This window comes from Thalassospira sp. MBR-102 (genome assembly GCF_040549275.1).
GTDB classification, from domain to species: Bacteria; Pseudomonadota; Alphaproteobacteria; order Rhodospirillales; family Thalassospiraceae; genus Thalassospira; species Thalassospira xiamenensis.
Window position 1 is genome coordinate 1 of sequence record NZ_JBEPTC010000013.1, and the last position, 26,294, is coordinate 26,294.

The 26,294-nt window shown below is 55.0% G+C and carries 22 protein-coding genes; 13 read left to right on the top strand and 9 right to left on the bottom strand.

The window, feature by feature from the left end:
- Nucleotides 1-161: 161 nt before the first annotated feature.
- Nucleotides 162-875, bottom strand: a complete 714-nt coding sequence (locus tag ABIE64_RS18590) for a TetR/AcrR family transcriptional regulator (RefSeq protein ID WP_007092106.1) — start codon at nucleotides 873-875, stop codon at nucleotides 162-164.
- 478 nt (nucleotides 876-1,353) lie between these two features.
- On the opposite strand from ABIE64_RS18590, the gene ABIE64_RS18595 reads away from it, so the two are divergent.
- Together ABIE64_RS18595 and ABIE64_RS18600 are read left to right on the top strand one after the other, a co-directional pair.
- On the top strand, nucleotides 1,354-2,619 hold the full coding sequence (locus tag ABIE64_RS18595) for a YjgN family protein (protein WP_071239570.1): 1,266 nt from the start codon (nucleotides 1,354-1,356) through the stop codon (nucleotides 2,617-2,619).
- Between the two features lie 12 nt (nucleotides 2,620-2,631).
- On the top strand, nucleotides 2,632-3,714 hold the full coding sequence (locus ABIE64_RS18600) for a M48 family metallopeptidase (RefSeq protein WP_354378220.1): 1,083 nt from the start codon (nucleotides 2,632-2,634) through the stop codon (nucleotides 3,712-3,714).
- A 50-nt stretch (nucleotides 3,715-3,764) separates the two neighbouring features.
- Here ABIE64_RS18600 and ABIE64_RS18605 read toward each other — a convergent pair whose 3' ends face one another.
- Nucleotides 3,765-4,223 carry an Lrp/AsnC family transcriptional regulator gene (locus ABIE64_RS18605; protein ID WP_007092109.1) on the bottom strand — a complete coding sequence of 153 codons (459 nt, stop codon included), beginning with the start codon at nucleotides 4,221-4,223 and terminating at the stop codon, nucleotides 3,765-3,767.
- A 168-nt stretch (nucleotides 4,224-4,391) separates the two neighbouring features.
- Here ABIE64_RS18605 and ald point away from each other — a divergent pair, with 168 nt between their 5' ends.
- Nucleotides 4,392-5,507 (top strand): alanine dehydrogenase, encoded by a 1,116-nt coding sequence (gene ald / locus ABIE64_RS18610; RefSeq protein ID WP_354378221.1) that lies wholly within the window; start codon nucleotides 4,392-4,394, stop codon nucleotides 5,505-5,507.
- A gap of 55 nt (nucleotides 5,508-5,562) precedes the next feature.
- On the opposite strand, the gene ABIE64_RS18615 is transcribed toward ald, so the two are convergent.
- Nucleotides 5,563-6,480, bottom strand: coding sequence for a LysR family transcriptional regulator (locus ABIE64_RS18615; protein ID WP_354378222.1), 918 nt, complete (start codon nucleotides 6,478-6,480; stop codon nucleotides 5,563-5,565).
- 126 nt (nucleotides 6,481-6,606) lie between these two features.
- Between ABIE64_RS18615 and ABIE64_RS18620 the strand changes: the two genes are divergently transcribed.
- The 6 genes from ABIE64_RS18620 (at nucleotide 6,607) to ABIE64_RS18645 (ending at nucleotide 12,368) form a co-directional block, all read left to right on the top strand.
- Nucleotides 6,607-7,128, top strand: coding sequence for a TRAP transporter small permease (locus tag ABIE64_RS18620; protein ID WP_007092112.1), 522 nt, complete (start codon nucleotides 6,607-6,609; stop codon nucleotides 7,126-7,128).
- A gap of 9 nt (nucleotides 7,129-7,137) precedes the next feature.
- Entirely contained in the window at nucleotides 7,138-8,415 is a 1,278-nt protein-coding gene (locus ABIE64_RS18625) for a TRAP transporter large permease (protein ID WP_354378223.1), read from the top strand.
- Nucleotides 8,416-8,443: 28 nt separating this feature from the next.
- Nucleotides 8,444-9,259, top strand: coding sequence for a creatininase family protein (locus tag ABIE64_RS18630; protein WP_354378224.1), 816 nt, complete (start codon nucleotides 8,444-8,446; stop codon nucleotides 9,257-9,259).
- 22 nt (nucleotides 9,260-9,281) lie between these two features.
- Nucleotides 9,282-10,262, top strand: a complete 981-nt coding sequence (locus ABIE64_RS18635; protein ID WP_037987904.1) for a TRAP transporter substrate-binding protein — start codon at nucleotides 9,282-9,284, stop codon at nucleotides 10,260-10,262.
- A 51-nt stretch (nucleotides 10,263-10,313) separates the two neighbouring features.
- Nucleotides 10,314-11,516: a M20 metallopeptidase family protein gene (locus ABIE64_RS18640; protein ID WP_354378225.1), complete on the top strand. Its 1,203-nt coding sequence runs from the start codon at nucleotides 10,314-10,316 to the stop codon at nucleotides 11,514-11,516.
- Between the two features lie 186 nt (nucleotides 11,517-11,702).
- Nucleotides 11,703-12,368 carry a LysE family translocator gene (locus tag ABIE64_RS18645; protein ID WP_071239562.1) on the top strand — a complete coding sequence of 222 codons (666 nt, stop codon included), beginning with the start codon at nucleotides 11,703-11,705 and terminating at the stop codon, nucleotides 12,366-12,368.
- Between the two features lie 73 nt (nucleotides 12,369-12,441).
- On the opposite strand, the gene ilvD is transcribed toward ABIE64_RS18645, so the two are convergent.
- Nucleotides 12,442-14,295 (bottom strand): dihydroxy-acid dehydratase, encoded by a 1,854-nt coding sequence (ilvD, locus tag ABIE64_RS18650; protein ID WP_071239561.1) that lies wholly within the window; start codon nucleotides 14,293-14,295, stop codon nucleotides 12,442-12,444.
- A 500-nt stretch (nucleotides 14,296-14,795) separates the two neighbouring features.
- On the opposite strand from ilvD, the gene ABIE64_RS18655 reads away from it, so the two are divergent.
- Nucleotides 14,796-16,859 carry a tetratricopeptide repeat protein gene (locus tag ABIE64_RS18655; RefSeq protein ID WP_071239560.1) on the top strand — a complete coding sequence of 688 codons (2,064 nt, stop codon included), beginning with the start codon at nucleotides 14,796-14,798 and terminating at the stop codon, nucleotides 16,857-16,859.
- A 16-nt stretch (nucleotides 16,860-16,875) separates the two neighbouring features.
- Here the strand turns inward: ABIE64_RS18655 and ABIE64_RS18660 are convergent, their stop codons facing one another.
- Nucleotides 16,876-17,520 (bottom strand): D-glycero-alpha-D-manno-heptose-1,7-bisphosphate 7-phosphatase, encoded by a 645-nt coding sequence (locus ABIE64_RS18660; protein ID WP_071239559.1) that lies wholly within the window; start codon nucleotides 17,518-17,520, stop codon nucleotides 16,876-16,878.
- Nucleotides 17,521-17,737: 217 nt separating this feature from the next.
- On the opposite strand from ABIE64_RS18660, the gene ABIE64_RS18665 reads away from it, so the two are divergent.
- Nucleotides 17,738-18,613, top strand: a complete 876-nt coding sequence (locus ABIE64_RS18665; protein WP_007092121.1) for an AEC family transporter — start codon at nucleotides 17,738-17,740, stop codon at nucleotides 18,611-18,613.
- Nucleotides 18,614-18,623: 10 nt separating this feature from the next.
- On the opposite strand, the gene ABIE64_RS18670 is transcribed toward ABIE64_RS18665, so the two are convergent.
- Genes ABIE64_RS18670 through glmM form a run of 3 tightly spaced genes read right to left on the bottom strand, consistent with a single transcriptional unit; the run spans nucleotide 18,624 to nucleotide 21,210 of the window.
- On the bottom strand, nucleotides 18,624-18,980 hold the full coding sequence (locus tag ABIE64_RS18670; RefSeq protein WP_071239558.1) for a hypothetical protein: 357 nt from the start codon (nucleotides 18,978-18,980) through the stop codon (nucleotides 18,624-18,626).
- Nucleotides 18,981-19,009: 29 nt separating this feature from the next.
- Nucleotides 19,010-19,810, bottom strand: a complete 801-nt coding sequence (gene thiD, locus ABIE64_RS18675) for a bifunctional hydroxymethylpyrimidine kinase/phosphomethylpyrimidine kinase (protein ID WP_071239557.1) — start codon at nucleotides 19,808-19,810, stop codon at nucleotides 19,010-19,012.
- Between the two features lie 50 nt (nucleotides 19,811-19,860).
- The gene (glmM, locus tag ABIE64_RS18680) at nucleotides 19,861-21,210 is read right to left on the bottom strand and encodes a phosphoglucosamine mutase (RefSeq protein ID WP_007092124.1); all 1,350 of its coding nucleotides are present in this window, start codon (nucleotides 21,208-21,210) and stop codon (nucleotides 19,861-19,863) included.
- A 279-nt stretch (nucleotides 21,211-21,489) separates the two neighbouring features.
- On the opposite strand from glmM, the gene ABIE64_RS18685 reads away from it, so the two are divergent.
- Together ABIE64_RS18685 and ABIE64_RS18690 are read left to right on the top strand one after the other, a co-directional pair.
- Complete coding sequence (locus tag ABIE64_RS18685) at nucleotides 21,490-23,496, top strand: sensor histidine kinase (protein ID WP_354378226.1); 2,007 nt, start codon at nucleotides 21,490-21,492, stop codon at nucleotides 23,494-23,496.
- Nucleotides 23,493-25,478 (top strand): sensor histidine kinase, encoded by a 1,986-nt coding sequence (locus ABIE64_RS18690; RefSeq protein WP_354378227.1) that lies wholly within the window; start codon nucleotides 23,493-23,495, stop codon nucleotides 25,476-25,478. The genes ABIE64_RS18685 and ABIE64_RS18690 overlap by 4 nt, the downstream gene beginning before the upstream one ends.
- 15 nt (nucleotides 25,479-25,493) lie before the next feature.
- On the opposite strand, the gene ABIE64_RS18695 is transcribed toward ABIE64_RS18690, so the two are convergent.
- Nucleotides 25,494-26,279, bottom strand: coding sequence for a response regulator transcription factor (locus ABIE64_RS18695; RefSeq protein ID WP_354378228.1), 786 nt, complete (start codon nucleotides 26,277-26,279; stop codon nucleotides 25,494-25,496).
- Nucleotides 26,280-26,294 lie beyond the last annotated feature (15 nt).

Here is a 26,294-nt window from a genome sequence, read left to right on the forward strand (position 1 = left end):
CGAGGCATAATCCCCTCGGCACACTCAAGCCAGCTTTCAAACACCTCTAAAAGAAAAACCCCGCCAAAATATGACGGGGTTTGTCAGCGGTCTGAAGCAGCACCTTCGCGGGTGCTGCTTTTTTTATGATGCTGATTGAAAAGCCGATGGCAAAACCGAAATCAGGCCCGGTTCTGTTCTTCCATCTGACGCAGGAATTCACGACATTTCATACCCGGCGCAAGAACACGCCAGTACGACACCACCGCTTCTTCGGTTGCCACACTGAAATCGATAATCAGATTATCAAGCGCGTTCTGGCGCATCAGTTCGGCAACACGTTCCGGAATCTGTGACATCTGCCACATGCCAATCACCAATGCATAGGATGTCCGCATCAGCTTGTTGGCATTCTCTGGCGTGATGGCATACAGCTCGGACAGGGCATCTGCCGTCCGTTTCACCATGGAAGAAATAAATCTTCGATGGCTTAGAACCGCTTCATCGTCCGTCCCCTGCTCAAGAACCCCTTGTGACAGGGACGCCAGATGCAGGAATTGCTTCCGTTTGACAAGATACTGCACGAATTGTTGTGCAACGCGTGCTGAATCCCGTTCTTCGGGACGGCGCAACGCTTCCTGTTCAATCACTTCAAGGTTGTTTTCAAACCACCCCTTCAGGAACCCGCGCAGGACTTCCAGAAAAAGGGCTTCCTTGCTTGAAAAATAAAGATACAGCGTGCCTTTGGCGAGACTGGCCTTTTTGGCGACTTCGGCTGCCGATGGCAGTTGTCCGTCCCCCTCAAGATAAAGCGCCTCAGCTGCGACAAGTATATCGTTTCTACGTTTCAGTTTTTGCTCGTGGCTACGCGCACGAACAAGACATTCGTTTTCCATAGAGAATTATTCCCCCAACATTCTCCCTGAACTTATATTAATGCCTATTAATTCATTCAAAAGTCAAATCGCGCGGTGACTTTCGATAGATAAAATCAAAGAAACGTCGATGTAACAAACAGTTCGCCTGCATTTTTTGAGCGCGCGTTAGATGAACAATAGTCACCACACAGCAATCACGAAACGTATTTGCGAACAAAAATCGCGAATCTGTACAGATTTGATTCGCTGCAGCTGCGAAGCCCCGATTGCGGCATGCGCGAAATACCTGATGGGTAGCCTTCATACCAAAACCATTCAACCACCCGTTCCTTCGGGTAACAAAAATGGCCCTGATTGGGCGTCCCTAACCTTTTGAGTGGGTGATCTTGTTGATAAACCACGTTAAATCAAACGTGGGGAAGATTAAAATCCGCGAAAACAAGCGGTGTCATTTTTCACCACTGATCCTGAAACTGGTCTTAGAACCGAGGGGACTATGAGCATACACGACGAAAATGAACTTCCTGAAGCCGATAATGGCTCTCAGGCGGCGGCAGATATTGCTGAAAACAGCGAAAACGCCGAATACCATAACGGCCAGATTCAATATTACGGTCGCTGGCAGGACGTTCTGAAACTTTGCTGCTGGAACACGCTTTGGACCATCCTGACATTGGGCATATTCCGTTTCTGGGCCAAAACCCGGATGCGCCGCTATATCTGGAGCAACATCGTCATTGATGGTGATGCGTTGGAATATACCGGCCGCGGGTTGGAACTTTTCCTTGGCTTCCTGATTATCTCGGTCATCTTTATCCCCGCGTCCCTGCTACTGGGCTTTATCTCGGCCCAACTGCCCCCGGCCATGCAGGGATTGCAGATTATCGTGATGTATGCCGTCATTCTGTTTCTGATTTTTGTCGCGATCTATCGCGCCACGCGCTATCGCATGAGCCGCACCTTCTGGCGCGGCATTCGCGGAAAACTGGGCGGTTCGTCCTTCAAATATGCCCTGATCGGCTTTGGCAGCTTTTTGGCAGCCATCCTGTCGCTGGGCATTCTGATGCCGCTCAGCTTTATCACGCTAACGCGCTATGAAACCAACAACACCTGGATCGGCGACCATCAGGCACGCTTTACCGGCACATTCGGCCCCGCATTCAAAAAGTGGATCCTGACCTGGCTCCTGTGTCTGGTCGCGATTGCCATGTCGGGCGGCATTATTGCGGCGGCGGTTAACCTTACACACTCCCCGTTTTATATCGTGCCGCTGGCCTTTATTCCGTATCTCGTGATCGTCTTCGGGATGGCCTGGTACCATGTATGGTGCTTCCGGTATCAAAGCGAAAACACCACCCTTGCAGGCCTGCAATTTGGCAGCACGCTCGCGACCGGGCAATATATCAAACTGTTGCTGCGCTTCCTGCTGTTGATGGTTTTGGCGGGGATTGTTTTTGTTGCCCTGCTGTCGGTCACCGGTGGTTTTGCCGCATTCTCGATCCTTGCAAATAACGCGGCATCCTATATGCCCCCGGAACAGGTTCTGGCGATCCTGGCACCGTTCTTTATCCTGATGCTGCTTGCAACGCCGGTCTTCGGCATCCTGACATTTGTCGGGCTGACCCATCCGATGCTGGCACTGCATGTTTCATCGCTGGTATATGACGGTGACATCGCAGAACTGCATCAGAACACGGATGCACAGAACGTCCCGCGCACCGGCGAAGGTCTTGCAGAAGCCTTTGATCTGGGCGGGATTTAACAAGGCATTTTGATGAACAGCTTGCCCAATGCCCGTCTTTTTGACGGTAAAACATCGTTGGCAACGAATGTAACGGTCGGCATATCCGACCGTTACATTACCCTGTATCTGCCAGAGGGCGGGGAACAGGTGCTGTCAAAAGACAGTGTTTATCTGTGTGAAAAGACCGAAAAGGGAAAACCGCTTCGTTTGCGAAAGCGCAAGGATGATGGATTTCGCCTGATTTTTGACGATCCGCACTCCAAGGCCTTCATTCTTGAAACCCTGCTCGGACTTGCCGTGGACGAAGGGGCCACACGGGCAAAAGTCCGGCTTGCGGCTGGTATCATCGGTTTCTCCGCGGCAATTGCCCTGCTGATCTGGCAGGGCATGCCGTTGGTGATCGATCTGGTCATCGCGGTGTATCCACGTTCCATGGAAATGGATATGGGACGCAATGCGCGCGAACAGATCGTGGCGATCATGGGCGAAGACCGCGACGGGACAAGTGCGTGTGCGATCAACGATCCCGCACAAAAGGTCATCACCACCATTCTGGGCCGCTTTGAACAAACCGGCGCACTGACATATGACTACCAAACCACCGTACTGCGCAGCGATATCGAAAACGCCCTTGCCCTGCCCGGCGGGCAGATCATTGTATTTTCCGAACTGATAAAAAAAGCGGAAAATCCCGAAGCTCTGGCTGGCGTTCTGGCCCATGAAATCGGCCATACGGAAATGCAGCATGGCCTTAAAAAACTGTTTTCAGGTATCGCGCTTGGCCAGCTTGTCCGATTGATGACCGGCGGGGCCGACCTTCCGGTCGGCTTTGTCATGGAACAAAGCTATTCCCGGGACATGGAAACCGATGCCGATCACTTTGCCCTTGAACTGATGGGTGACGCCAGCATCGAAACCCAAAGCACGGCAAAGCTGTTTCGCACAATCTCCACCGAAAGCAGATATGCCGAAATTGCCAGTTTCCTGCCTGAAATCCTAAGCTCGCACCCGGAAATGACCGGGCGGATCGACCTGTTTGAACAAAGCGACATCACAGGTACGCTTGATATCAATCCGCAGGACTGGAAAGCCTTGCAAACGGTCTGCGACTAACCACGTTGGAACCGGACAGGCCATAAACCTGCCCGCCTCGCTTGAGTGGATCAGACCGGCAATTCGGTCGTGCGTTTGACTTCGCGCAGGGTGATGATCGTCTGGACCCGTTCCACCCCCGGAAGCTGGGTCAGGACTTCGCTGTGGATGCGTTCATAGTCGGCGGTATTGCTGTAAACCACATGCACCAGATAGTCGCTCTGCCCCGCGAGAAGGTAACATTCCACGACTTCGGGAACCGACTGGATTTCCTTTTCAAAGGTTTCAAGCGCCTCACGGGTCTGGCGCGCGATCGAGATATTGACGAATGCATTGCCCGGTTTGCCGATGCGGGCCGGATTAAGCAGCATCGTGTAACGGTCAATCAGACCGGCTTCTTCCAGAAGCCTGACACGGCGCAAGCAGGCCGACGCCGATAAATTGACCTTTTCGGCCAGTTCGGCGTTGCTGATACGACCGTCGCGCTGAAGCAGCCGCAGGATCATCCGGTCACGTTCGTCCATCTGCATTTCGAATATTCTCCCTGCCTGAAGCGGATTTTTTAAAATTATATAGCATTAATACCATCAAACTCACCGATGATTGAAGGGAAATTGCCACAATTTTCGGGTATCCTGCATAGATAACTAAAAACGGGAAAACCGTTATCATCGCCACGTTTGTCCGGGAGAGAAACAATGCTGATTGGCATTCCGAAAGAAATCAAAAACCATGAATATCGCGTCGGCCTGACCCCGAGTTCCGTGCGTGAAGCCACGGCCCACGGGCATGACGTCATCATCGAAACCAATGCTGGTGCCGGTATCGGTTGCAGCAACGATGATTACGTCGCCGCCGGTGCAAAAATCGTCGATACCGCGGCCGAAATCTTTGCCAAATCCGAAATGATCGTAAAGGTCAAGGAACCGCAGAAAGTCGAATACGAGCAGCTCCGCGAAGGGCAGCTTCTGTTTACCTACCTTCATCTGGCGCCCGATCCGGAACAGACCGCCGGTCTGATCAAATCCGGGGTGACGGCGATTGCCTATGAAACCGTTACCGATAAAAATGGTGGCCTGCCATTACTGGCCCCGATGTCCGAAGTTGCCGGGCGCATGGCACCGCAGGTGGGGGCTGCTGCCCTGCAAAAGGCCAATGGCGGGCGTGGCATGTTGCTAGGCGGTGTGCCCGGTGTTGCCCCCGCCAAGGTCGTTGTAATCGGCGGTGGTGTTGTCGGCACCAATGCCGCCCGCATTGCCGCGGGCATGGGCGCGGATGTCATCATTCTCGACAAGAATGTCAAACGCCTGACCTATATTGACGATGTGTTTGGCCCGCGCATCAAAACGCAATATGCCACCATCGATGATACCGAGGCACTGGTCTATGATGCCGACATGGTTGTCGGTGCAGTTCTGATCCCTGGTGCCGCGGCACCGAAACTGATCCATAAGAACCAGCTTTCAAAAATGAAGCCGGGTTCGGTGATTGTCGATGTCGCGATTGATCAGGGCGGCTGCTTTGAAACATCCAAAGCCACCACCCATGCCGATCCGACCTATATCGTCGATGACGTGGTGCATTACTGTGTTGCCAACATGCCCGGTGCGGTGGCCCGCACATCGACCTTTGCGCTCAACAACGCAACCCTGCCCTTCACCCTTGCCCTTGCTGACAAGGGCTGGAAAAAAGCCTGCCAGGAAGATCCCCATCTGGCAGCAGGGCTAAACGTTCACGAAGGTCGCATCACCTATGAGGCCGTCGCACGTGATCTTGGCTACGATTACATTCCGCTGCAAAAAGTCCTCAACTGACCAAGCGGCGTTGCATCAGACCCAAATGGCCGCCTCGTTTGCCGGGGCGGCCATTTTACAAGCCGTTCAGATCACGAACAAAGGCACGTGCGCATTTCACAAATTCATCAATGACCCGCGACATTGTGTCTTCGGGCCATGCCAATGCAAGATTGACCGCATCGGCTGGTAATTCCGGCATTGGAATATAGGCAACGCCGACATGGGGTGTATGGGTAACCCAGCTGGGGGCCACGCCAACCCCCATTCCCGCGGCAACAAGTGCCACGATTCCAAATGTGTGACCAACTTCTTCAACGATGTCCAAAGATACCCCGACATCACGCGCATGCTGGATGACCACGTTCTGGTAACTGACCCCCAAAATCGGCGCATAGGCAATGTATGGCAGTCCCGTAAAATCGCTTAGCGACAGCGTTTTATTTCCGGAAAGCGCATGATCCACCGGAACAAGCCCAACAAAGGCCTCGCTGAACAAATTCATGATATTGAGGTTGGCCTTGGCCCTTGGCGGGCGAATAAAGGCAACATCCACCTGCCCCTCTATCATCGCATCAAGCAGCTCGTTGGTCGTCAGTATTTTGATATCAATCCGCGTATCCGGGCATTTGGCATGAAACATCCGCAGGATTTCCGGCAGGCATGTAAAAATCGCAGGTGAAACACAACCAATCGTCAGCTTGCGATTTGCCTGCCCCATCACGAAACGGGCGGCCTCGACTCCCTCCTCGACACTTGATAACGCCAGCAACGCCTTTTCACGGAAAACTTCTCCCGCTGGCGTCAGGCGAACACTTCGGGTCGTGCGTTCAAAAAGTTGCCCGCCAACCCGTTCCTCAAGCTGCTTGATTTGCTGGCTAAGCGGAGCCTGCGCGATGCCAAGACGTTCGGCAGCCCGCCCGAAATGCATTTCGTCAGCCACACAAATAAAATAACGCAGATGGCGTAATTCAACGCGATTATTGATACTCATCAGATATAAATATACTCCATTTATATATTTGACAAGATTAATGTCCGGCTGATTTTATAGTCTCAGGAGGCGCCCTGCCAAAAAGCCGAACAAGAAGCTCGCAGGGCCATGATGGAGAGGCTAGAGATGCAATCAACTGAACCGGCATTGCCGAAGCGAAGGCTCGACCTTGCGCTTCCGCTAAAAATCCTGACCGGCGCCACGCTGGCAATCATTGTGACACTGACCCTTGCACAGGTTGTCTTTCGATACTTCTTTGACAGTCCGCTTTTATGGAGCGACGAACTAAGCCGATTACTCGTGGTTTGGATGACATTTATCGGTGCTGCCGTTGTGTGCTGGCAAGGACGTCATCTTTCCGTCGATGTTTTCGTAAATCTGATGCCGGAAAAAGTCAGAAAGATCATCCGCATTTCCAATCAGATTCTAGCACTGGCCTTCCTTGGCGTGATGACCTGGAAAAGCTTTCGTATTGTCAAACTCGAAAACTTTCAGGAAATGAGCATCCTTCCCTTGCCTGCCGGTACGGTGCGCCTTGCCGCGACCGTTGGCGGAATACTGATGCTTGTTGTCATCCTTGCCCGTCTTTTCCTGTCTGATCGGCTTCGCAATGTGCGAACCGAAAATGACGAAAACTCGATGCTGTAAGGGCCAGAAATGACAATCGCAATTATTCTCGCCCTTCTCGTTGTTTTGCTGTTGGCCGGTATGCCACTGGCTTTTGCAATGGGCGTCACCACCACTGCCTATCTTTACTTGACCGGCATCGATGCCGGGATGCTGACACAGCGCATGACGGCGTCAATCGACAGTTTCCTTATTCTGGCGATCCCGTTTTTCTATCTTGCGGGCGAGTTGATGAATGCCTGCCGCCTGACGGACAGGATCATCAATATGTCACGCGCGCTGGTCGGACACATTCACGGTGGCCTGGCACAGGTCAATATTTTTGCCAGCATGATTTTCTCGGGCATGTCCGGCTCGGCAACCGCTGACACCACCGCCCTTGGTTCGGTTCTTATCCCGGCGATGAAAAAGGAAGGCTACCCCGCACCTTTTTCGGCCGCTGTAACCGTTGCATCGGCGCTTGTCGGCCCAATGATTCCCCCAAGCGTCGCACTGGTGATTTACGGCACCCTTGCAAATGTTTCCATCGGGCGCCTGCTGGTGGCCGGTATCATTCCCGGTGTGGTGATCATCCTCAGCCAGATGGTATTCACCTATTTCATTGCCCGCAAACGCGGCTATCCCCGCTATGAACGCGCCAGCATATGTGAAATCGGAAACTCGATTGTCGAGGGCGGCCCTGCCCTGCTGTTTCCGGTCATTATTGTCGGCGGCATCCTGCTGGGTATGTTCTCTCCGACCGAGGCCGCGGCAGTTGCCGTGCTTTACGGTCTGGTACTTGGCCTTCTGTACCGTCACATGAATTTGCGCCAGCTTGGCAAGGTTCTTGTAGATGTTGGTCTGGGCAGTTGCCGCATCTTGCTGATTGTTGCTGCATCGGCAGCTTTCAGCTGGGTCATGGTACGCGAAAACGTTCCCCAAAGCATCGGCATCGGCATTTCGACCATTTCCAGCGAACCGATCATTGTTCTTGCAATCGTTCTGCTGGTTCTGGTGCTTGTCGGGCTGTTCATGGTGGCCTCTTCGGCTGAAATCGTGCTGACCCCGATCCTTGTTCCCGTTGTCATGCAATTTGGAATCGATCCGGTTCATTTCGGTGTTCTGATGGTCTTCACCCTCATCATCGGGGGGGCCACGCCACCGGTTGGCATCCTGATGTTCATCGCTCAGGACATTGCCAAAATCTCGCATGCGCAAATGGTTCGCGCGATGATCCCGTTTTACATCCCTCTCTTTTTCGCGGTGATTTTGCTTGCGGCATTCCCGCAGATCACCCTGTTCCTGCCGAACATCGTGTTCGGTTCCTGATAGCCATCAATCGATACCGGAGCCCCAAATGACGGCCATTAAAGCTGTGCGCAAGCACTTGCTCAAAGACATGACGTTCATCGAATTTCGCGAACGCCTCAGCGAAGATCCCGTAATTCTGATTTCACTGGGATCCCAGGAAGAACAGGGGCCGGTCGCCCCGATGGGTGACTACATGCTCACCGATGTTCTGGCCGGTAAAATTGCCGAAAAATCAGGTGCGATTGCCGCCCCGATCATGCCGTTTGGCTATGCCGACTATTTCCGTACGGTGCCCGGTGGCATCCAGCTCCGCCCGGAAACCTTCAGCGCCATACTGACCGACATGATCGAAAACTTCACCGATCACGGCATCAATAAAATCGTGATCCTGAACGGTCACAGCGGCAACTATCCGCTGATCGATCAGGTCATTCGCAAAATCAAACGCGAAAAAGGCCTGCTGATCCCCTGCCTCAATATGTGGCGCCTGATCCCAGCCGAAATGTGGAAAGAACTGCATCCGGAAATGGGGGCTAAGGCACTCGGTCATGGTGGCGATCCGCTGACCTCTGTTTATCTGCATCTGTTCCCGGAACTGATGCGCATGGACCTTTTGTCCAAAGAGGACAGCAAGGGTGAAATGCTTGGTTTGCCAACCGCCGGCCTGGCGGGTGTCCGTTTCCGCGATGTTGAAATCGCTCTTGCCGTGGATGTTACCGATCGTTGCGGCAACGGTATTGCCGGCGGCGACCCGGCGCAGTCGAGTGCCGAAAAAGGCGAAAAAATCGTCAGTTACCTCGTCGAATATTGCACGGACTTCATCCGTCACTTCTCCGATCAGAACCCAAAAGTCAGCGCTTAACCTTCATCAGGGAGTTTTGAATATGCGTAAAACACTCACAACAACGCTGTTTGCAGCAGGTCTGGCAACTCTTGGCCTTGGCCATGCAAATGCGGCCGAAGAAATCCGTTATTCCATCTGGGCCAATCCCGGCGAAGCCCAGTATGAAGGCGCGCTTGAATTCAAACGTGTCGTAGAGGAAGAATCCAACGGTCGCTACAACGTCACGATTTACGGCGGTGAACAACTTGGCACCCCGCGTGAACTTTTCACCCAGCTTGCGCTCGGTATTACCCAGATTTCAGCCAGCGGCGATCCCGGCATCAAGGACATCGAATATCTGGCGATCCCCTTCCTGATGAAGGATCTGAAAAACTACAACGCCGTGCTTGAAACCGACTTTGGCGCGGAATGGAACAAGAAGCTGATCGATGAACGCGAAATCCGCCTTCTTGGTTTCATGCCGCGTAACCCGCGCCAGATTAGCGCGAATGTCGAAATCAACAGCATTGACGACCTCAAAGGTCTGAAACTGCGTGCGCCAGAGCGTGATTACTATGTCGAATCCCTAAGCGCCCTTGGTGCCAACCCGACCCCGATGGCCTTTGCCGAGGTTTACACCGGCCTGCAGGCTGGCGTTGTCGATGGTCAGGAAAACCCGATCGAAACCATCTATGCCGCCAAATTCTATGAAGTCCAGAAATCCATCGCGATGGTCGATTACATCAAAAAACCGGCTTACGTGATGATCGGAAACGGCTTCTGGGAAGGTCTGAATGCAGAAGATCAGGCACTGCTGAAACGGGCCAATGATGCATCCAATGCTGTCATTGAAAAAATGCTGCCCGAGCAGACAAAAAAAATGATCGCCGATATGGAAGCTGCCGGCATCGTTTTCACCCACCCGGATATCGCACCTTTCATCGAAGCAACCCAGTCGGTTCGTGACGAACTCGGCACCAAAATGTGGGGCGAGGAAGTCTACAAGAAAGTTGCCGAAATCGGTCAGAAGGACCTCGACTAACCCCGAGATCCCTTAAAACCACGGCCCGCCACCAAAAGGATTGATTGAAGAATGTCCCCAAGCGCCACCAGCGAAATCGCAAGAAAGATCGATGCCATTGTCGATGATATCAACGATCAGTTGATCGATATTCGTCGGGATTTGCATCGCCACCCGGAACTGGGTTTTCAGGAACAGAGAACTTCTGCGAAAATTCAGAGCCACCTTGACGATCTTGGCATCAGCTATAGCAGCGGCTTTGGAAAAACCGGTGTCGCTGCCATTATCAATCCTGCGGCGGCGGGCCGCCTTATCGGTATTCGCGGCGATATCGACGCGCTACCGATCACCGAAGAATCCGGGCTTCCCTTTGCCTCGGAAAATAAGGGGGTCATGCATGCTTGCGGACATGATGCCCACACTGCCATCGCCCTTGGCGTTGCCACGGTTCTGGCAAGACTTGGTGAAGATTTCAAAGGCCGCGCCATGGTCCTGTTCCAGCCGGCAGAAGAAGGCCTTGGCGGTGCACGGGCGATGCTTGCCGATGGTGTCTTTGACAAACACAAGCCAGATATCATGCTGGGCTATCACAATTGGCCGCTGCTTCCCGGCGGTTCGGTCGGCTGGCACCACGAAGTCTCCTTTGCGTCCTCTGATCCTTTTGATGTAACGGTTTCCGGTCTTTCCGGGCACGGGGCACATCCGCATCTTTCCGTTGATCCCATTGTTGCCGCGGCCCAGTTCATTTCCCAGGTCCAGAATATCGTTTCCCGGGAAATCGCCCCCCTTAACGCGGCGGTGGTCACGATCGGAAAAATCGAAGGCGGTACCGCACGCAACCAGATCCCCGATACGGTGACCCTTCAGGGCGCGATCCGCACCCATTCCGAAGACGTCCGCACCGCATCCAAGGATGCCATCACTCGCATCGCCGAAGGCGTCGGCACCGCCACCCGGACAAAGATCGATGTCGAATTCCTGCAAGGTGTTGGTGTGGTCAAAAGCGATCCGGCGATCCTTGAACAGGTTGTCGCAACCGCACGCGACATCCTTGGCGATGAACAGGTCATCTGCCTGCCGCAGGGCTCTATGGGTAGCGAGGATTTTGCCGAATTTTCGTCGCGTATTCCAAGCGCACATCTGCGCATCGGCTCCAAAGCAACGGATCGCGCCACCATGCTTCATCGCAGCAATTTCGATCTTGATGAAACCTGTATCGCAACCGCCGTTCGCGTGATCGCCAACGCCGCCCTGCGTCTTTCATCATCGGATTGAACCAAACTCCACCTGTCTGGCTAATCTCCCTTAGGCCAGACAAAAAAGACAGCCTCCAGAGCATATTGCTGTCTTTCACTTGGCCGGGTCTCGCTACCCGGCCTTTTTTAGTCGGGATACCGGAAATCACTTTGCCGAAACAAATTCATCTACGCTAATCTTGTCCTGAGCATTGGGGAGAAGATCATGGAAATATCGATGCTGATCGGGGCGATGGTCGCGGCCGCCATCTATACCCTGACACCCGGCCCGGCCTTTTTGGCGATGCTGGGCATTGGTGCCGCACAGGGCCGCCGGGCAAGTGCCGGTTTCCTGTTCGGGCATTTTGCCGGGGATATCATGTGGGCCAGTCTGGCGCTGGTGGCGATCATCGGGTCGCGCGTCCTTGATCCGATGGTGTTTGATATTCTGGCGATGATTTGCGGGGTCTACCTGTTCTGGCTTGGTATCCGGGCTGTCACCGCCAAGCGCAAGGTCGATGGCGCGGTTACCATCACGGTTCGCAACCCTTGGCGACGCGGCATTATTTTCGGGATCACCAATCCCAAGGGATATCCGGTCGCGGTCGCGATGTTCACAGCCCTCCTGGCACAGGATGCAGCGTCGCTTGGCTGGGACAGTATGACGGGGCTTTTACTGGCCTCTGCCGTCGGGTTTCTGATCGCCGATCTGATCCTGATCTGGATTGTCGGACTTGGCGTGTTGCGCCGGATGTATCAGCGCCACGAAATCTGGATCGTGCGCGCCACCGGAATTCTGTTTATCGGTTTTGCCGTGCAGGCGATTGCCAATGCCCTGCCCAACCTCGGCCACAGCCTTGCACACGGGTTCAGCACGCTTCGCAAACCCTGATCATTCTTGATACCCCAAACAAAAAGCCGCCCGGCGAACCGGACGGCTTTTTGGCTGTTATGGTTTGGACGACTTAAAATTCGACCTGCGTCACATCGCGAACCGCACCCTGATCGGCACTGGTTGCAAGCGCGGCATAGGCACGAAGGGCCGTTGTCACCTTGCGTTTGCGCGGCTTGGCCGGTTTCCAGGCATCCTTGCCCTTGGCTTCCATTTCCTGACGGCGCGCCGCCAGAACCGCATCATCAACCGCAATCCTGATCGACCGGTTCGGAATATCGATTTCGATGATATCGCCCGGCTCGATCAATGCGATATCCCCGCCTGCCGCGGCTTCCGGCGATACGTGGCCAATCGAAAGACCCGACGTCCCGCCCGAAAAACGCCCATCGGTGACAAGCGCACAGGCCTTGCCCAGCCCCATCGATTTCAGATAGCTGGTCGGATACAGCATTTCCTGCATGCCCGGACCACCTTTGGGGCCTTCATAACGGATGACGACAACATCGCCTTCCTTGACCTCGCCCCCCAGAACCTTGGCAACCGCCTCGTCCTGGCTTTCGCAGATCACGGCCGGACCAGTAAATTTCAGGATGCTGGCATCGACACCGGCGGTTTTAACGATACAGCCATTGACCGCCATATTGCCAAACAGAACCGCCAGACCGCCATCCTTGCTGTAGGCATGTTCGATATCGCGGATACAGCCTTCTTTTTCGTCAAGGTCAAGATCATCCCAATACCGTTCCTGACTGAACGCGGTTTGGGTCGGGATGCCACCCGGCATGGCGCGGAAGAATTTATGCACCGCGTCGTTCTTGGTGCGCCGGATGTCCCATTTTTCAAGGGCATCGGCCATGGTTTTGCTATGAACCGTCGGCACATCGGTATGCAGCAACCCACCGCGTTCCAACTCGCCCAGAATACGCATGATGCCGCCGGCACGATGGACGTCTTCCATGTGATATAGCGGATGCGAGGGCGCAACCTTCGACAGATGCGGGATTTGGCGCGACAGACGATCCATGTCGGCCATGGTAAAGTTAACCTCGGCCTCGCGCGCAATCGCCAGCAGATGCAGAACCGTATTGGTCGAACCGCCCATCGCGATATCAAGCGCCATGGCGTTTTCAAAGGCTTCAAACGTCGCGATGCCCCGCGGGGTCGCGGTAACGTCTTCTTCCTCGTAATAACGACGCGCCAGCTTGACGGATGTGCGCGCTGCTTCAAGGAAGAGTTCCTGACGCGCGGCATGCGTCGCCAGCACCGAACCATTCCCCGGCAGTGCAAGGCCAAGCGCCTCGGCCAGGCAATTCATTGAATTGGCGGTAAACATGCCGGAGCACGAACCGCAGGTCGGGCATGCCGACCGTTCGACAACCGCAACCTGTTCGTCCGAGATTTTCGGATCGGCGGCTTCGACCATCGCATCAACAAGGTCAAGATGACGTTCCTTGCCATCAATGGTGACCTTCCCGGCCTCCATCGGGCCACCGGAAACGAACACCGCCGGAACGTTAAGGCGCATCGCGGCCATCAACATGCCCGGCGTGATCTTGTCACAATTGGAAATGCAGACCATCGCATCCGCGCAATGGGCATTGACCATATATTCGACGGAATCCGCAATGATTTCACGCGACGGCAGGCTGTAAAGCATGCCGTCATGGCCCATCGCGATACCGTCATCGACCGCAATGGTATTGAATTCCTTGGCAACACCACCGGCGGCTTCGATTTCGCGGGCCACCATCTGACCAAGGTCTTTCAGGTGAACGTGACCAGGCACGAACTGGGTAAAGCTGTTGACGACCGCAATGATCGGCTTGTCAAAGTCTTCATCCTTCATGCCCGTGGCGCGCCAAAGGCCGCGCGCACCGGCCATATTGCGGCCATGGGTGGTTGTACGGGACCGATATTCCGGCATGGTCGAACCTCTCTATCTTCGCGGGGTGTTTATCATTGTTACATATTTAGGGGTTCTAGCACAGTCTTCGCGCCCAATGACAGTTTTTTGCCCGAAAATTTCGTGTTTTTGCGCCATATGGAACGAATGCTACCTGAAAGATAACCACCATTTCCAAGGCAGCACTTTCACTCATCGGGTTAAGTTTCGGGAATTCCATCACCTCTCGGGGGCGAACCTACACCAAAGACCCGCAATCCTATCCCATTAGATAGGCGACGACCTCGACCATAATCCATATCTTAACAGGTGATTATCGCCGCCAGGCGATTCTCCCACTCCCATTCTCGCCCCGGCCTGCGTCGCAGGCCCGGGGTTTTTTTTATGCTTTTTCCGGCCCGATCATTTCTTTTGATCAAAGAACGAAATGCTTTAAAGCAATGACAGAACGTTCCTTTTTCTGCATGCTGATGGATATGACAGCAATCAGGACTGTCCAGCTTACGAGGTAAAGCATATCGATGTCGGCCGATCTCAAGACCCTGCTCAGGCGTGGACTAAGCGCGCACGAAGGCAACCGTCCTGACGAGGCCGAAAAAATTTACCGTCGTGCGCTGTCGCTGTCGCCCGGCAACCCCGAAGTCGAACATCTTCTGGCGACTCTTCTGACCAGCCTTGATCGCCACCGCGAAGCCCTTGAACTGTTTGATAGCTGCCTGCCGCGACTTGGTGCCAACCCGGCAGTGCGGTGCAATTTCGCGATTGCGCTGGAACGGGCCGGGCAGATCGAAAAGGCGATTGACGAATTCCGTCAGGCCATCAGCTATCATGGCGATTTCCCGACCGCCCTTTATCATCTGGCACGCCTTGAAATGCCGCGCGGCCATATCGGGCAGACGGTGGACCTTCTGGGGCGGTTGCTGGGTCTGAAACCCGATCACTTTGACGGACTTTTGCTGTTTGGCGAGGCATTGCACGCACTGGGGCAGGAAGAAGCAGCACTCGCATCCCTTGACCGCGCTGCCGAGGCAGCCGGGATCACCCCAGATATGATTTGCCGTGTTGGTGATGTGTCGCTGCGCCTTGGATATCCCGGCATGGCGCAAAACCTTTATCAACGCGCGCTCAGCATCGATCCCCGTCATGTCCCCGCCTTGCACGGGCTGGGGCGGGCGCTATCGGCACAAGGCGAATATGCCAAGGCGATTGCGATCCTTAAAACCGCCAAGCGCCTTGCCAAAGGCAGGATCGAAATCGATCTTGAAATTGCTGATATCGAATTGCGGTGCGGCGATATCGCAAGTGCGATTGCCGAACTGACCGTGCTTGTGGAAAAACACCCGGCAAATGCGGATGCCCACACAGCCCTTCTGGCAGCGGTTGCCAGGCTGCCCGATATCGGCGGGGTCGAATATCTCAAACAGGCCCGCCAATGGGCACGAAGCCACATGCCGACAATGCCCGAACCGAAATTTATCAACAGCAAACAGGTCGATAAACGGCTTCGCATCGGCTGGCTGTCACCGCATTTTTGCGAACATGCCTCCTTTGCCCTGCTGGCGGGGGTTGCCCGGCACCTGAACCGCAACGAGGTCGAACTGTTTCTGTATTCGGCCACCCCGCGCCCGGATCAGACCACCCGTTCATGGCAGGTCATGGCCGATGGCTGGCGCGAGGTTTACGGCCAAAGCCCGCTTCAGATTGCTGAGCGCATCCGGAAGGACCGGGTCGATATCCTGTTTGACCTGACAGGCCCGGTGACGGATCAACCGATCACGGTATTCGCCCATCGCGCCGCCCCGGTTCAGGCCAGCATCGCACCAATGACGACGGGCATCAGTCAGATGGATTACATCCTTGTCCATCATCGCGCGATCCCGGCTAAACCGGCCGAAAACAAGCTGTTTTGTGAAAATGTGCAGCATCTGGGATCGGGGCCTTTTGCCTATGTCGGCGCGAATGATGCCGCCATGCTCAGCCTGCTTCCAGCCGCAATTGACGAAGCCGTGACTTTTGGCTGCTTTGACCGGTTATCAAACATCAGTGACGCCAGCCTGAACTGCTTTGCCCGCATATTAAACAAGGTCAGGAACAGTCGCCTTGTCATTCAGGATGATGTTCTGGGCGATGCCTTTGCCAGAAAGACGATGCTGGATCGTCTGCGCCAGGCCGGGCTTCATACGGATCGTGTCAATCTGATTGGTGCGGTCAGCCCCGAAGATAAACCCGATCTTTACGCCCGGATCGATATCGGACTGGCCCCGTTCCCGATGATCGATATCGCACGCTATTTCGATATGCTTTGGCACGGTATTCCGTTTGTCACGATGGCGGGTGAAACACCGGCATCACGCGCAGGGCTTTGCCTGTTATCAGATATCGGGCTCGATGCGCTGACGGCGGAAACGCAAAAGGGTTACGTCGAAAAGGCCGTCCTTCTGACACAGGACATCAACGCCCTTACCACCATTCGGGCCGGCATGCGTGACCGGATGAAAAACAGCAAGGCCATGAACGGTGCGGCCACCGCGCGCGAACTTGAAGAATCCTGCCGGGATATGTGGAAAACCTGGTGTGCGTTATGATCATCACCAAGCAGCCCTAGCGCGCCAGAACACCGCGCGCGAAAAGTTCGGTCACTGCGGCCTGCAAATCATCGGCGATAAAGTCCGCCTCTGCCGCCTCGGGCCAGATTGTTTCCTTTGCCCCGTGCCCGGTCTTAACGATCACCGCATGGGTGCCCGCCGCACGTCCGGCACGAATATCGTTGATCCGATCCCCGATCAGAACACTATCGCCCAGCGAAATCACAAAATCCTCGGCCGCGGCAAGGATCATGGCCGGGCCCGGTTTGCGGCATTCGCTTTCGCGGCGATATCCCTCAACCCCGTCGGGATGATAGGGCGAATAATAAATCCCCTGCACCGATGCCCCCGCGCGCGCCAGCATCGCAAGCATCGCCTCATGCAGGTCACGAAGGCCCGCCTCGGTCAGATAGCCCCGCGCCACCGCCGACTGGTTGGTCACGATCACCACCGGAATACCGGCATCATTAAGCTGTTTGATGGCTGTGGCGGTTCCGGGAATCAGGGCAAGATCGTCAATCTTTGACAGATAATGGACTTCTTCATTCACCACCCCATCACGATCAAGAAAAACCGCAGGCACAGGATGGCGCTGATCGCGCCAGCGCGGAGCCGGATCAATGAAATGGCGGTGAACGAAATCGTATTTTCTGGGGCTCATGCCTGACCCTGTCTTTTTGTCTCTGGGGCTGATGGACGGGCTAACATGCACCATCAACATCCGGAATGACAAGTTTTCACGACGCAGGTTTGCGTCGACTTATCGCGATGCGGAAAACCAACTGGTATTACCATTATTCGCTTGCCCCGCGACTATCGGTCATGACAATTTCACCCGGGGGCCATTGGGGCCAAGCCATCTGGGGATACTGAATTTCATGTTTGCCGATATCTTTGCCATTCTTGCGCCGGTTTTCATAACCACGGGTCTTGGTTATATCTGGGCACGGTCCGGCAGACATTTCGATACGGGACTGGTGACATCCATCGTCACCTATTTTGCCACCCCCTGCCTGACCTTTGCCGCCCTTGCCACGGTTGATCTTGGTGCGGATGCGCTGGTATCGATGGGTACTGCCGCCCTTGCCGCGAACATCATTTTCGTTCTGATCGGCTGGCCGATCCTGAAAGTTTTCAAACTGGCCCCGCGGACCTATCTGCAATCGCTGACCTGGCCGAATGTCGGCAATGTCGGTCTGCCGCTTTGCATGCTGGCATACGGGCAGGATGGTCTGGCACTGTCGGTCGCGTTCTTTGCGGTTTACGTAGTTTTACAGCTCACCATCGGGGTGGCGTTCGTTTCGGGCAGTTTCTCGCTTAAATCGATCATCAAGATGCCGATCATCCCGGCAACCCTGATTGCAACCGGCTTCCTTGCGACCAATACCGAAGTCCCGGCATGGCTTTACAACACGACCAACCTGATCGGGCAGCTCACCATTCCGTTAATGCTGTTTACATTGGGTGTGTCACTGGCCCGCCTCCGCCCGGTCAGCCTCGCACGCAGCACCGCACTTAGCATGCTGCGCCTTGTGATGGGCTTTGCGGTTGGCGTCGGCCTTTCCGAAGCCATGGGGCTTACCGGGATCGAACGCGGGGTCGTCATCCTGCAATGTTCGATGCCGGTTGCGGTGTTCTGCTATCTGTTTGCCCAGCTTTACAACCGCGAACCCGAAGAAGTCGCCGGTGTGGTCATCAGTTCAAGCTTCCTTGCCGCCATCGCCCTGCCCGGCCTATTGTGGTACGTGCTTTAGGTCCGGCGTCCTATTCGATGATCAGGCGATAGCTGCCCTCGCCCGTGCCATCGCGGTAAAACCCGACGGCACATTCTGACCGTCCCTTTTGCAGGTCCGCATCCCCGTTTTCAGTTGCCAGCTTGGCAATATGTTCGCGGCATTGCGCAACGTCATCAAACCTTGCATCCGAAATACGGATATCGGTTTGTTTCTGCGTATCGGGATAATAAACCGCTGTCACCTTTTCCCAGAGTGCGGCATCATCCGTCCAGATCTGATCGGCAATGAAACGCCGTGATTCTTCTGCCACGGTTGCGGCAACCAATGCGATGATCGCAATCAGGAACAACCGGCGCTTCGTACGGTGTGAAATGTTAAAAGCCATTAGAAATCCCGACGGAGGTTGTATTCTGACTATTCACCAGTAACAGGATGCGCGTGGTTCAACGGGCCATTGCCCTTGCCAAAATCAGGGGCCGTGCGGATCGCTTCACGCACAAACGCCCGCGCGCGCGCCACCGCATCGCTAAGCCCCATGCCCTGCGAAAGCCCCGTCGCAATCGCACTGGCAAGCGAACAACCCGTCCCATGGTTGTTTTCCGACGGAATACGATCCGCCTCAAACCCTTCGATATCACCATCATGCCGCCAAAGAATATCAACAATCCGCTCGCCGTCGGCATGGCCGCCCTTGACCAGCACCGCCTTGGCCCCCAGCTCACCGATCTTGCGGGCGGCTTCGATCATGTCACCCTCGGTCAAAATCTTCATCCCCGAAAGCACTTCGGCCTCGGGAATATTCGGGGTCAGGACGGTCGCCAGCGGCACCATGTTTTTGATCAGCGCATCAACCGCGTCTTCGTTCAAAAGACGCGATCCGCTTTGCGATATCATCACCGGATCAACAACAATCGGAATATCGGCGGCTTTGTCCCGGATGAATTTTGCAACCGCTTCGATCACCGGCACACTATGCAGCATACCGGTCTTGATCGCATCGGCCCCGATATCATCAATCGTGACTTCGGCCTGATGGACGATCAGTTTCGGATCAATGCCCAGAACATCAAAAACACCGGTGGTATTTTGCACCGTCAGCGCCGTGATCGCGGTTGCGGCATATCCACCCAGAACAGTCACGGTTTTGATGTCGGCCTGAATTCCGGCCCCGCCGGAACAATCAGAGCCGGCAATGATCAATACGCGACCTTTCATGATCGACCTCCAAGCACTTCTGATATTCGCCTCAAGATAGTCCTGCTGCCTTAACCCGCAACAGCCATGATTTCGGCAACAATGCCATCAACGATCTGTTCGACCTTGATCGCGTCATCGCCTTCGGCCATCACACGGATCAGCGGTTCGGTTCCCGATTTGCGGATCAGAACGCGACCATCGCCGTTAAAGGCCCGTTCGGCACTGGAAATCGCATCAACCACACTGCTGTGTGACAGCGGATCGGAACCCGCCACATAACGCACGTTTTTAAGGATTTGCGGCAGCGGATCGAAAACGCGGCTTACTTCCGAAACCGGACCATCGCGATCCGCCAGAACCGCCAGAACCTGAAGGGACGCCAGCAAGCCATCACCGGTCGATGCAAAATCCGACAGCACGATATGCCCGGACTGTTCCCCGCCGACATTGCAATCAAGGGCGCGCATCTGTTCCACAACGTAACGATCCCCGACCTTAGTACGGATCAGACGCAACCCATTGCTTTCAAGGTAACGTTCAAGACCAAGGTTTGACATCACCGTCGCAACCAGGGCATTGCCGCGCAACTGCCCGGTGCGTTTCCAATGGGTGGTCACAAGGCCCATCAACTGATCCCCATCGATCAACTGGCCTTTTTCATCACACATCTGAACCCGGTCGGCATCACCATCCAGGGCAATCCCGACATCCGCCTTTTCGGCCAACACCCGGTCGCACATGGTTTGGGTATGCGTCGAACCACATTCGGCATTGATGTTAAGACCGTTCGGTTTGGTCCCGATTTCAATGACATCCGCGCCAAGTTCACGCAGGACCTTGGGCGCCACGGAATAAGCCGCCCCATTGGCGCAATCCAGAACGATCTTGAGCCCCTCAAGCGTCACGGAAGACGGCAGCGATGATTTGACCGCCTCGATATAGCGGCCCGGCGCATCATCAATGCGCTGCGCACGGCCAAGTTTGTCGGCAGCCACCAGCAACGCCGACATGTCGCTGTCCATCATGGCTTCGATTTCAAGTTCGACCTCGTCAGACAGTTTGAAACCATCCGGGCCAAAAAGCTTGATGCCGTTATCCTGAAACGGGTTGTGTGAGGCCGAAATCATCACGCCGATATCAGCCCGCATCGATTTGGTCAGCATGGCAACGGCCGGGGTCGGCATCGGCCCGACCAGCATCACATCCATCCCCATCGACGTAAAACCGGCCACCAAAGCCGGTTCAAGCATATAGCCCGACAGACGGGTATCCTTGCCAATCACCACACGATGACGATGATCGCCACGGGTGAAATAATGGCCAGCGGCCATCCCGACCTTAAGCGCGACTTCGGCTGTCATGGGGGCGGTGTTGGCGGTTCCGCGAATACCGTCGGTCCCGAAATATTTACGGCTCATGCTCGTCTTCTCTGCTTCCATCCCGGCACATCGGCGTGCGGGTTATTTTTCCTGACTGCCGGTTATATCAAAGTGTCCGCGCAATGCTACCGGCAAGTGATCGATTATACCTCTCACAAGCAACCGATCCGTTAATCGCATCCTTTACTCTTCGCTTATAAAAGCCATGACCTTGCTTTTAAAACCCGGTATCTAGGATACGAAGCGTTTGAATATTCCGAAATCGGGGGCATTTTGCGGAAAACCGGTTGCCGCAAGGGTTATATCACAGGGATCATAGTGCAGGTCATCATCGCGATGATTTTCATGACCCGCCCTGCCCTTGCTTATATGGGCCCTCATGAACTTGTCATCGGATCCTATTCCGCCGATCAGGATGATATTGACCTCGCACCGCTGATCGAACGTCTGTCAACCAAACGGCAGGTTCGAACAGCCGCCGATGTCGCCATGCTCCCGGCAGACGATTTCACACCGCTTATGGGATCAACCGGCCCCGGTTACACGCTTGAAGCCGTCTGGTACCGGATGCAGATCCTTGTCACAAAGGACGGCGAAAAACCGCTTGAACTCAAACGCTATCTTGAAATTTCACCGCCTTATCTGAACCGGATAAGGCTTGCGATCCTTGATGCCGAGACACGGATAACCGTCTGGAACGATGTCGTTGGGGATCATATCCCCCCGAACCCATCCGAAGCCCGGGGCCGCCAGCATCTAAGCGCATGGCCCAACCTTCCGGCAGGAAAATACTGGCTGGTGATCGGCGTTTCAAGCAACAGCGCCCAGCTTTTGAATGCGTCTATAAAATCCGATACAACCCTGATCACCGAAAACGTGCAGGATACGTTTCTGTACGGGCTTTATCTTGGCATCCTTTTAATCGGCTTCATGGTCTATTTCACGCTGGGTCTGCTGATCCGCGACCGGGCGATTGTCTGGTACGGGCTTTATGTTCTGGCCCTGTTTGCCGGAACGGCGGGCATTTCTGGCTATGCCCAGCTTCTTCTGTCCGGCACATGGCAATTTGCCAGTGATGCCATCACCGGTGCCGGCACGGCCTTCTCGCTTGCGACCAGTGTGATGATGTGGGCCTACATCATTGAACTGGACAAATACAAGCGCACCGTATTCACCGCTCTTGCGGTTTACGCGGCACTTGCAAGCCTGTGTTCCCTGACATCGGTCAGCGACCTGTACATCCATTTTGCGCGCAGCTTTTTCCTGTTCCATATCGGTGTGCTGCTGATCCTCTATGGCTATCTGTTCTATTTTGGCGCGACCAAGCCCGATGCGCGAAAGCTTCGGATCTATTTCGTCGCATTGGGATTGCCCGCCGCTGCGGCAATCGTGCATCTGCTGATGCTGATGGGCCTTGTTCCCGCCAACAGATTTACCAGCAACTGCTATCAGGTGGCATCACTTGTGCACCTGCTATTGCTCGGCATTGCCATGGCAGGCCGGACATACGCACTTGCCAGCCAGCGCGTCACAGCCGTTCAAAACAGTACGCGCGCCAATCAGCTCGCCGACGAGCAGCGCGAATTCATCACCATGCTATCCCATGAATTCCGAACACCACTGGCCATTATCCAGCGCGCCGCCGAAATGGTTTCGCTTCATGTTCGCGACGCCCCGGAAGCCATAACCAGCCGGATCGCAACCATTCGCAGAAATGCGACCCAACTGTCTGAGCTGGTGAATGTGTTCCTGACAAAGGAAACACTCGATAGCACCAATTTCCGTATTTCCCCCAGACCAACCGTTCTGGCACCGTTCCTGCACGACCTTGTCCTCCGACGTCAGCGCGAGACGCCCGATCATGACATTGAGCTGGAAGAGGTGGATTTTACCGTCGCAAGCATCGACAGAACCCTGATCGAACGCGCGATATGCAATCTGATTGAAAACGCCCGGAAATATGCCCCGGATGCCAGTGTTCGCATCGGATTCACCCACCGCAGCGATGGAAATGTCTATATCCGCGTCACCGACAATGGGCCGGGAATTTCGCCCGATGATCTGTCGCTTGTTGCCGACGCATTTTACCGTGGCAACAGATCGGGCAGCACCCATGGCGTCGGTCTGGGTCTGCATATCACCAACCGGATCATCATCGGGCATATGGGTCGCATGACAGTCAGCGTCGGCGAAAACGGTGGCACCACCATCCTGATCCGCCTGCCCTATGACCGCGAACTGACCAAAAACAACATTGAAGCGGCGCGCACCACCAATCTTGATCCCCCGACGGCACCTGCCTGCGACCCAGAAAATGCGTCATGAGTCATCCGAAAAACAGACCGATGCTTTTCTGTTTCCGGCTCCTGCTGGCGCTACTGACCATGCTGTCGGTCACGGCCCCGCTGTCCCCGGCCACAGCAACGGCAACGGCAACGGAAGTCGGCAAACTGACCCTTCTGCCGGACATCGCGGCCCCTGTGAATTTGCATGATCACGTTCTGTGGCTTGAAGACCGGACAAACGATCTGACACTCAATGACGTTTTGAACCTGCCAATCGATGATTTCACCCCAAGTACCGGCGTGCCAAGTTTTGGCTATACGGGCGATAGCGTCTGGTACCGGCTGCAACTGTCTGTTCCGCAGGGCCTGACACAATCCCTGCAACTTGAAATTCAGCCAAACTACATGAATTTCATCGATGCCTATCTGATCAGGCAGGGAACATCGCGCCATCTGTGGCAAAGCCATATGGGCGATCATGTCCCGGCAGGCCTGCGCCCCACCCGCGGCAGTCAGCATGTCGACCGCTTCCCGCCACTCGAACCAGGTGATTATACTCTTTTCATCCGCACCAAATCGAACAGCACCCAGTTATTGATCGCCAAACTTTGGCCAACCGATCAGCTTTTTTCCAGTCTGACGCTCCGCGACGGGGCAATGAGCATCTATTTCGGTGTCATCCTGATGCTCGGCGTGGTTTACACCGTTCTGGGCTCTCTCGTCCGGGATCGTGCGATTGCGACATATGGTGTCTGCGTTATTTTGATTGGCACACTGGCATCCGCGGTCAACGGGCTTGTGCTCGCGATCATTCAACCCGAATGGCCCTATGCCAATGATCTGATTGTCGGGGTGACCAATGTCGTCGGCTCGGCTGCCTCCATTTTTCTCTGGTTCTATATTCTTGATCTTGGCAAACAGAATGTTGTGATCGCGCGGATCGCTAAAGTCTATTGCGGGCTTTCGGTTGCCTGCGCTCTGACCGTGACCACCGATTTTTATGCGCTTTACGGCACATATGTCGTGCCGCTGCATGCCGCGTTACTCACGACACTGTCCCTGATTGTTGCCTACCGGATCATCCGGGCGCCAAGGCAGTGGCTTTTGTGGATCTATCTGGTTGTCATTGTGATCCCGATCGGCGGGGCCGTGCTGTTGCAACTGACCCATGCCGGATTGATTGCCGCCACGCCGTTCCGGCTTGGCCTGCATCAGTTCACGCTGTTTTTCCATATGTGCGCGATGGGCATCCTCATGGGTTTCCGCCTTTCGCAGATCGAAAAGGAACGCATGAACATGCTCAGGGTCACCGCGGCAACAACATCGCTTGTCGGGGAACAGCGAAAACTGATTTCCATGCTCTCGCACGAATTCCGCACACCGCTTGCGGTTATTCAACGGTCTTCCGAAATGCTGCTGCTTCGGCTGCGCGATGCCCGCAGCGACGTCACCGACCGCCTGCAGCGCATTCAGGATCAGGCACGCAAACTATCGCGTCTGGTGGATATTTTCCTCAACAAGGATGGCATCGATGACGGTGACTTTGCGCTGGCCCGCGAACTGGTGCCGGTCAATCGTCTGCTGACGGACTTTGTCGCAGATACATCGCGCGCCGATGCCGAAATCACTCTGGAATGCGTCGGGACCGAACAGCTTGAAACCTATGTCGATGCCACACTGGTCGGGCTTGCGATCACCAACCTGATTGAAACCGCACGGCGCTACGCCCAAGGATCTCCGATCCATATCACTGTTCGTCGCAATGGCGAATGGCTGGTGGAAATCGATATTCCCTGCCACGGCAAAGATTTGAACAACCAGGAAATCCTGCGCATCAGTGACGCCCTCTTCCGCCAGGATATCGGGCCAACCGCAATGCAGAATGCGCTGGGGCTTCATATCTCGCAGCGCATCGTTGATGCACATGGCGGATCAATCAAATTGCGTGACAAGGGCACCGACGGGATCGAGCTATGCCTGTTGCTGCCATGCGAAGACAGCACCGGGTCGTTCGACATCTGAACGGATAACAGTCAATCAGGCGGTTTCGCCAGCACCCACAATGATACCGGGCGAAGTAAAGGCATAGCCCCGCCCATATGCGGTCCGAACCGGCAATTCATCGCCCGTTTCGCGCAGGACTTTCTGACGAACGCGCCGGATCGCCGTATCAAGGTTACGGCAATTTTCGGCCGTATCGGCCTTGCCCAGCGCCATGACGATTTCCGGGCGTGTCAGCCACGCCCCGTTTGCCTCGACCAGCAATTGCACGATGGTGCGTTCCGTCGCGGTCAAAGTCGAAGAACCGCCGCCCGAATTGCTCAGCGTCCAGTTCAGCATATCAAGGGTCCAGGCCCCGTCTTTTTCCGGGTCTTCAACCACATCGTCATCTTTTTTGCCAACCCGGCGCAACAACGGGCGCAGGGCCGCCTCGATCACCGAAAGCGGGCTGTCTTTCGTCAGGTAAACATCCGCACCGGATTTATACCCCGTAAGATGATGATCCATCCCCGCAAGGGATGTCAGCATCATGATTCCGCAATCAAGGTTGGCGCGCGCATATTTGGCCAATTCATAGCCATCGGCATCCGGCAGCATGATATCGAAAATGACCGCCGCAGGTGTTTTGGATTGCAGCGCACGATGAAACGCTGCGCCGGTTTCACAACCGACAACATCAAAACCGCACATCTCGAGGTATTCGCACAAATCCCGATTAAGATCGGCATTGTCCTCGACCACGAAAACACAAGTCGCCATCGTTTCCTGACCCGCAGCCTTTTCCGGCTGTTCAACGCGCGCGTGCGCGCTGTATCCATTCATTCAACTTCGCCTTCG

Excerpts from the sequence above, each read along its gene's own strand:
- ABIE64_RS18600 (WP_354378220.1), top strand. The coding sequence starts at position 2,632 with ATGAACAGCTTGCCCAATGCCCGTCTTTTTGACGGTAAAACATCGTTG.
- ABIE64_RS18590 (WP_007092106.1), bottom strand. The coding sequence starts at position 875 with ATGGAAAACGAATGTCTTGTTCGTGCGCGTAGCCACGAGCAAAAACTG.
- ABIE64_RS18625 (WP_354378223.1), top strand. The coding sequence starts at position 7,138 with ATGACAATCGCAATTATTCTCGCCCTTCTCGTTGTTTTGCTGTTGGCC.
- ABIE64_RS18655 (WP_071239560.1), top strand. The coding sequence starts at position 14,796 with ATGTCGGCCGATCTCAAGACCCTGCTCAGGCGTGGACTAAGCGCGCAC.
- ABIE64_RS18605 (WP_007092109.1), bottom strand. The coding sequence starts at position 4,223 with ATGCAGATGGACGAACGTGACCGGATGATCCTGCGGCTGCTTCAGCGC.
- thiD (WP_071239557.1), bottom strand. The coding sequence starts at position 19,810 with ATGAAAGGTCGCGTATTGATCATTGCCGGCTCTGATTGTTCCGGCGGG.
- ABIE64_RS18695 (WP_354378228.1), bottom strand. The coding sequence starts at position 26,279 with ATGAATGGATACAGCGCGCACGCGCGCGTTGAACAGCCGGAAAAGGCT.
- ABIE64_RS18670 (WP_071239558.1), bottom strand. The coding sequence starts at position 18,980 with ATGGCTTTTAACATTTCACACCGTACGAAGCGCCGGTTGTTCCTGATT.
- ABIE64_RS18620 (WP_007092112.1), top strand. The coding sequence starts at position 6,607 with ATGCAATCAACTGAACCGGCATTGCCGAAGCGAAGGCTCGACCTTGCG.
- glmM (WP_007092124.1), bottom strand. The coding sequence starts at position 21,210 with ATGAGCCGTAAATATTTCGGGACCGACGGTATTCGCGGAACCGCCAAC.
- ABIE64_RS18635 (WP_037987904.1), top strand. The coding sequence starts at position 9,282 with ATGCGTAAAACACTCACAACAACGCTGTTTGCAGCAGGTCTGGCAACT.
- ABIE64_RS18595 (WP_071239570.1), top strand. The coding sequence starts at position 1,354 with ATGAGCATACACGACGAAAATGAACTTCCTGAAGCCGATAATGGCTCT.
- ABIE64_RS18665 (WP_007092121.1), top strand. The coding sequence starts at position 17,738 with ATGTTTGCCGATATCTTTGCCATTCTTGCGCCGGTTTTCATAACCACG.
- ABIE64_RS18640 (WP_354378225.1), top strand. The coding sequence starts at position 10,314 with ATGTCCCCAAGCGCCACCAGCGAAATCGCAAGAAAGATCGATGCCATT.
- ilvD (WP_071239561.1), bottom strand. The coding sequence starts at position 14,295 with ATGCCGGAATATCGGTCCCGTACAACCACCCATGGCCGCAATATGGCC.
- ABIE64_RS18615 (WP_354378222.1), bottom strand. The coding sequence starts at position 6,480 with ATGAGTATCAATAATCGCGTTGAATTACGCCATCTGCGTTATTTTATT.
- ABIE64_RS18690 (WP_354378227.1), top strand. The coding sequence starts at position 23,493 with ATGAGTCATCCGAAAAACAGACCGATGCTTTTCTGTTTCCGGCTCCTG.
- ABIE64_RS18660 (WP_071239559.1), bottom strand. The coding sequence starts at position 17,520 with ATGAGCCCCAGAAAATACGATTTCGTTCACCGCCATTTCATTGATCCG.
- ald (WP_354378221.1), top strand. The coding sequence starts at position 4,392 with ATGCTGATTGGCATTCCGAAAGAAATCAAAAACCATGAATATCGCGTC.
- ABIE64_RS18645 (WP_071239562.1), top strand. The coding sequence starts at position 11,703 with ATGGAAATATCGATGCTGATCGGGGCGATGGTCGCGGCCGCCATCTAT.
- ABIE64_RS18630 (WP_354378224.1), top strand. The coding sequence starts at position 8,444 with ATGACGGCCATTAAAGCTGTGCGCAAGCACTTGCTCAAAGACATGACG.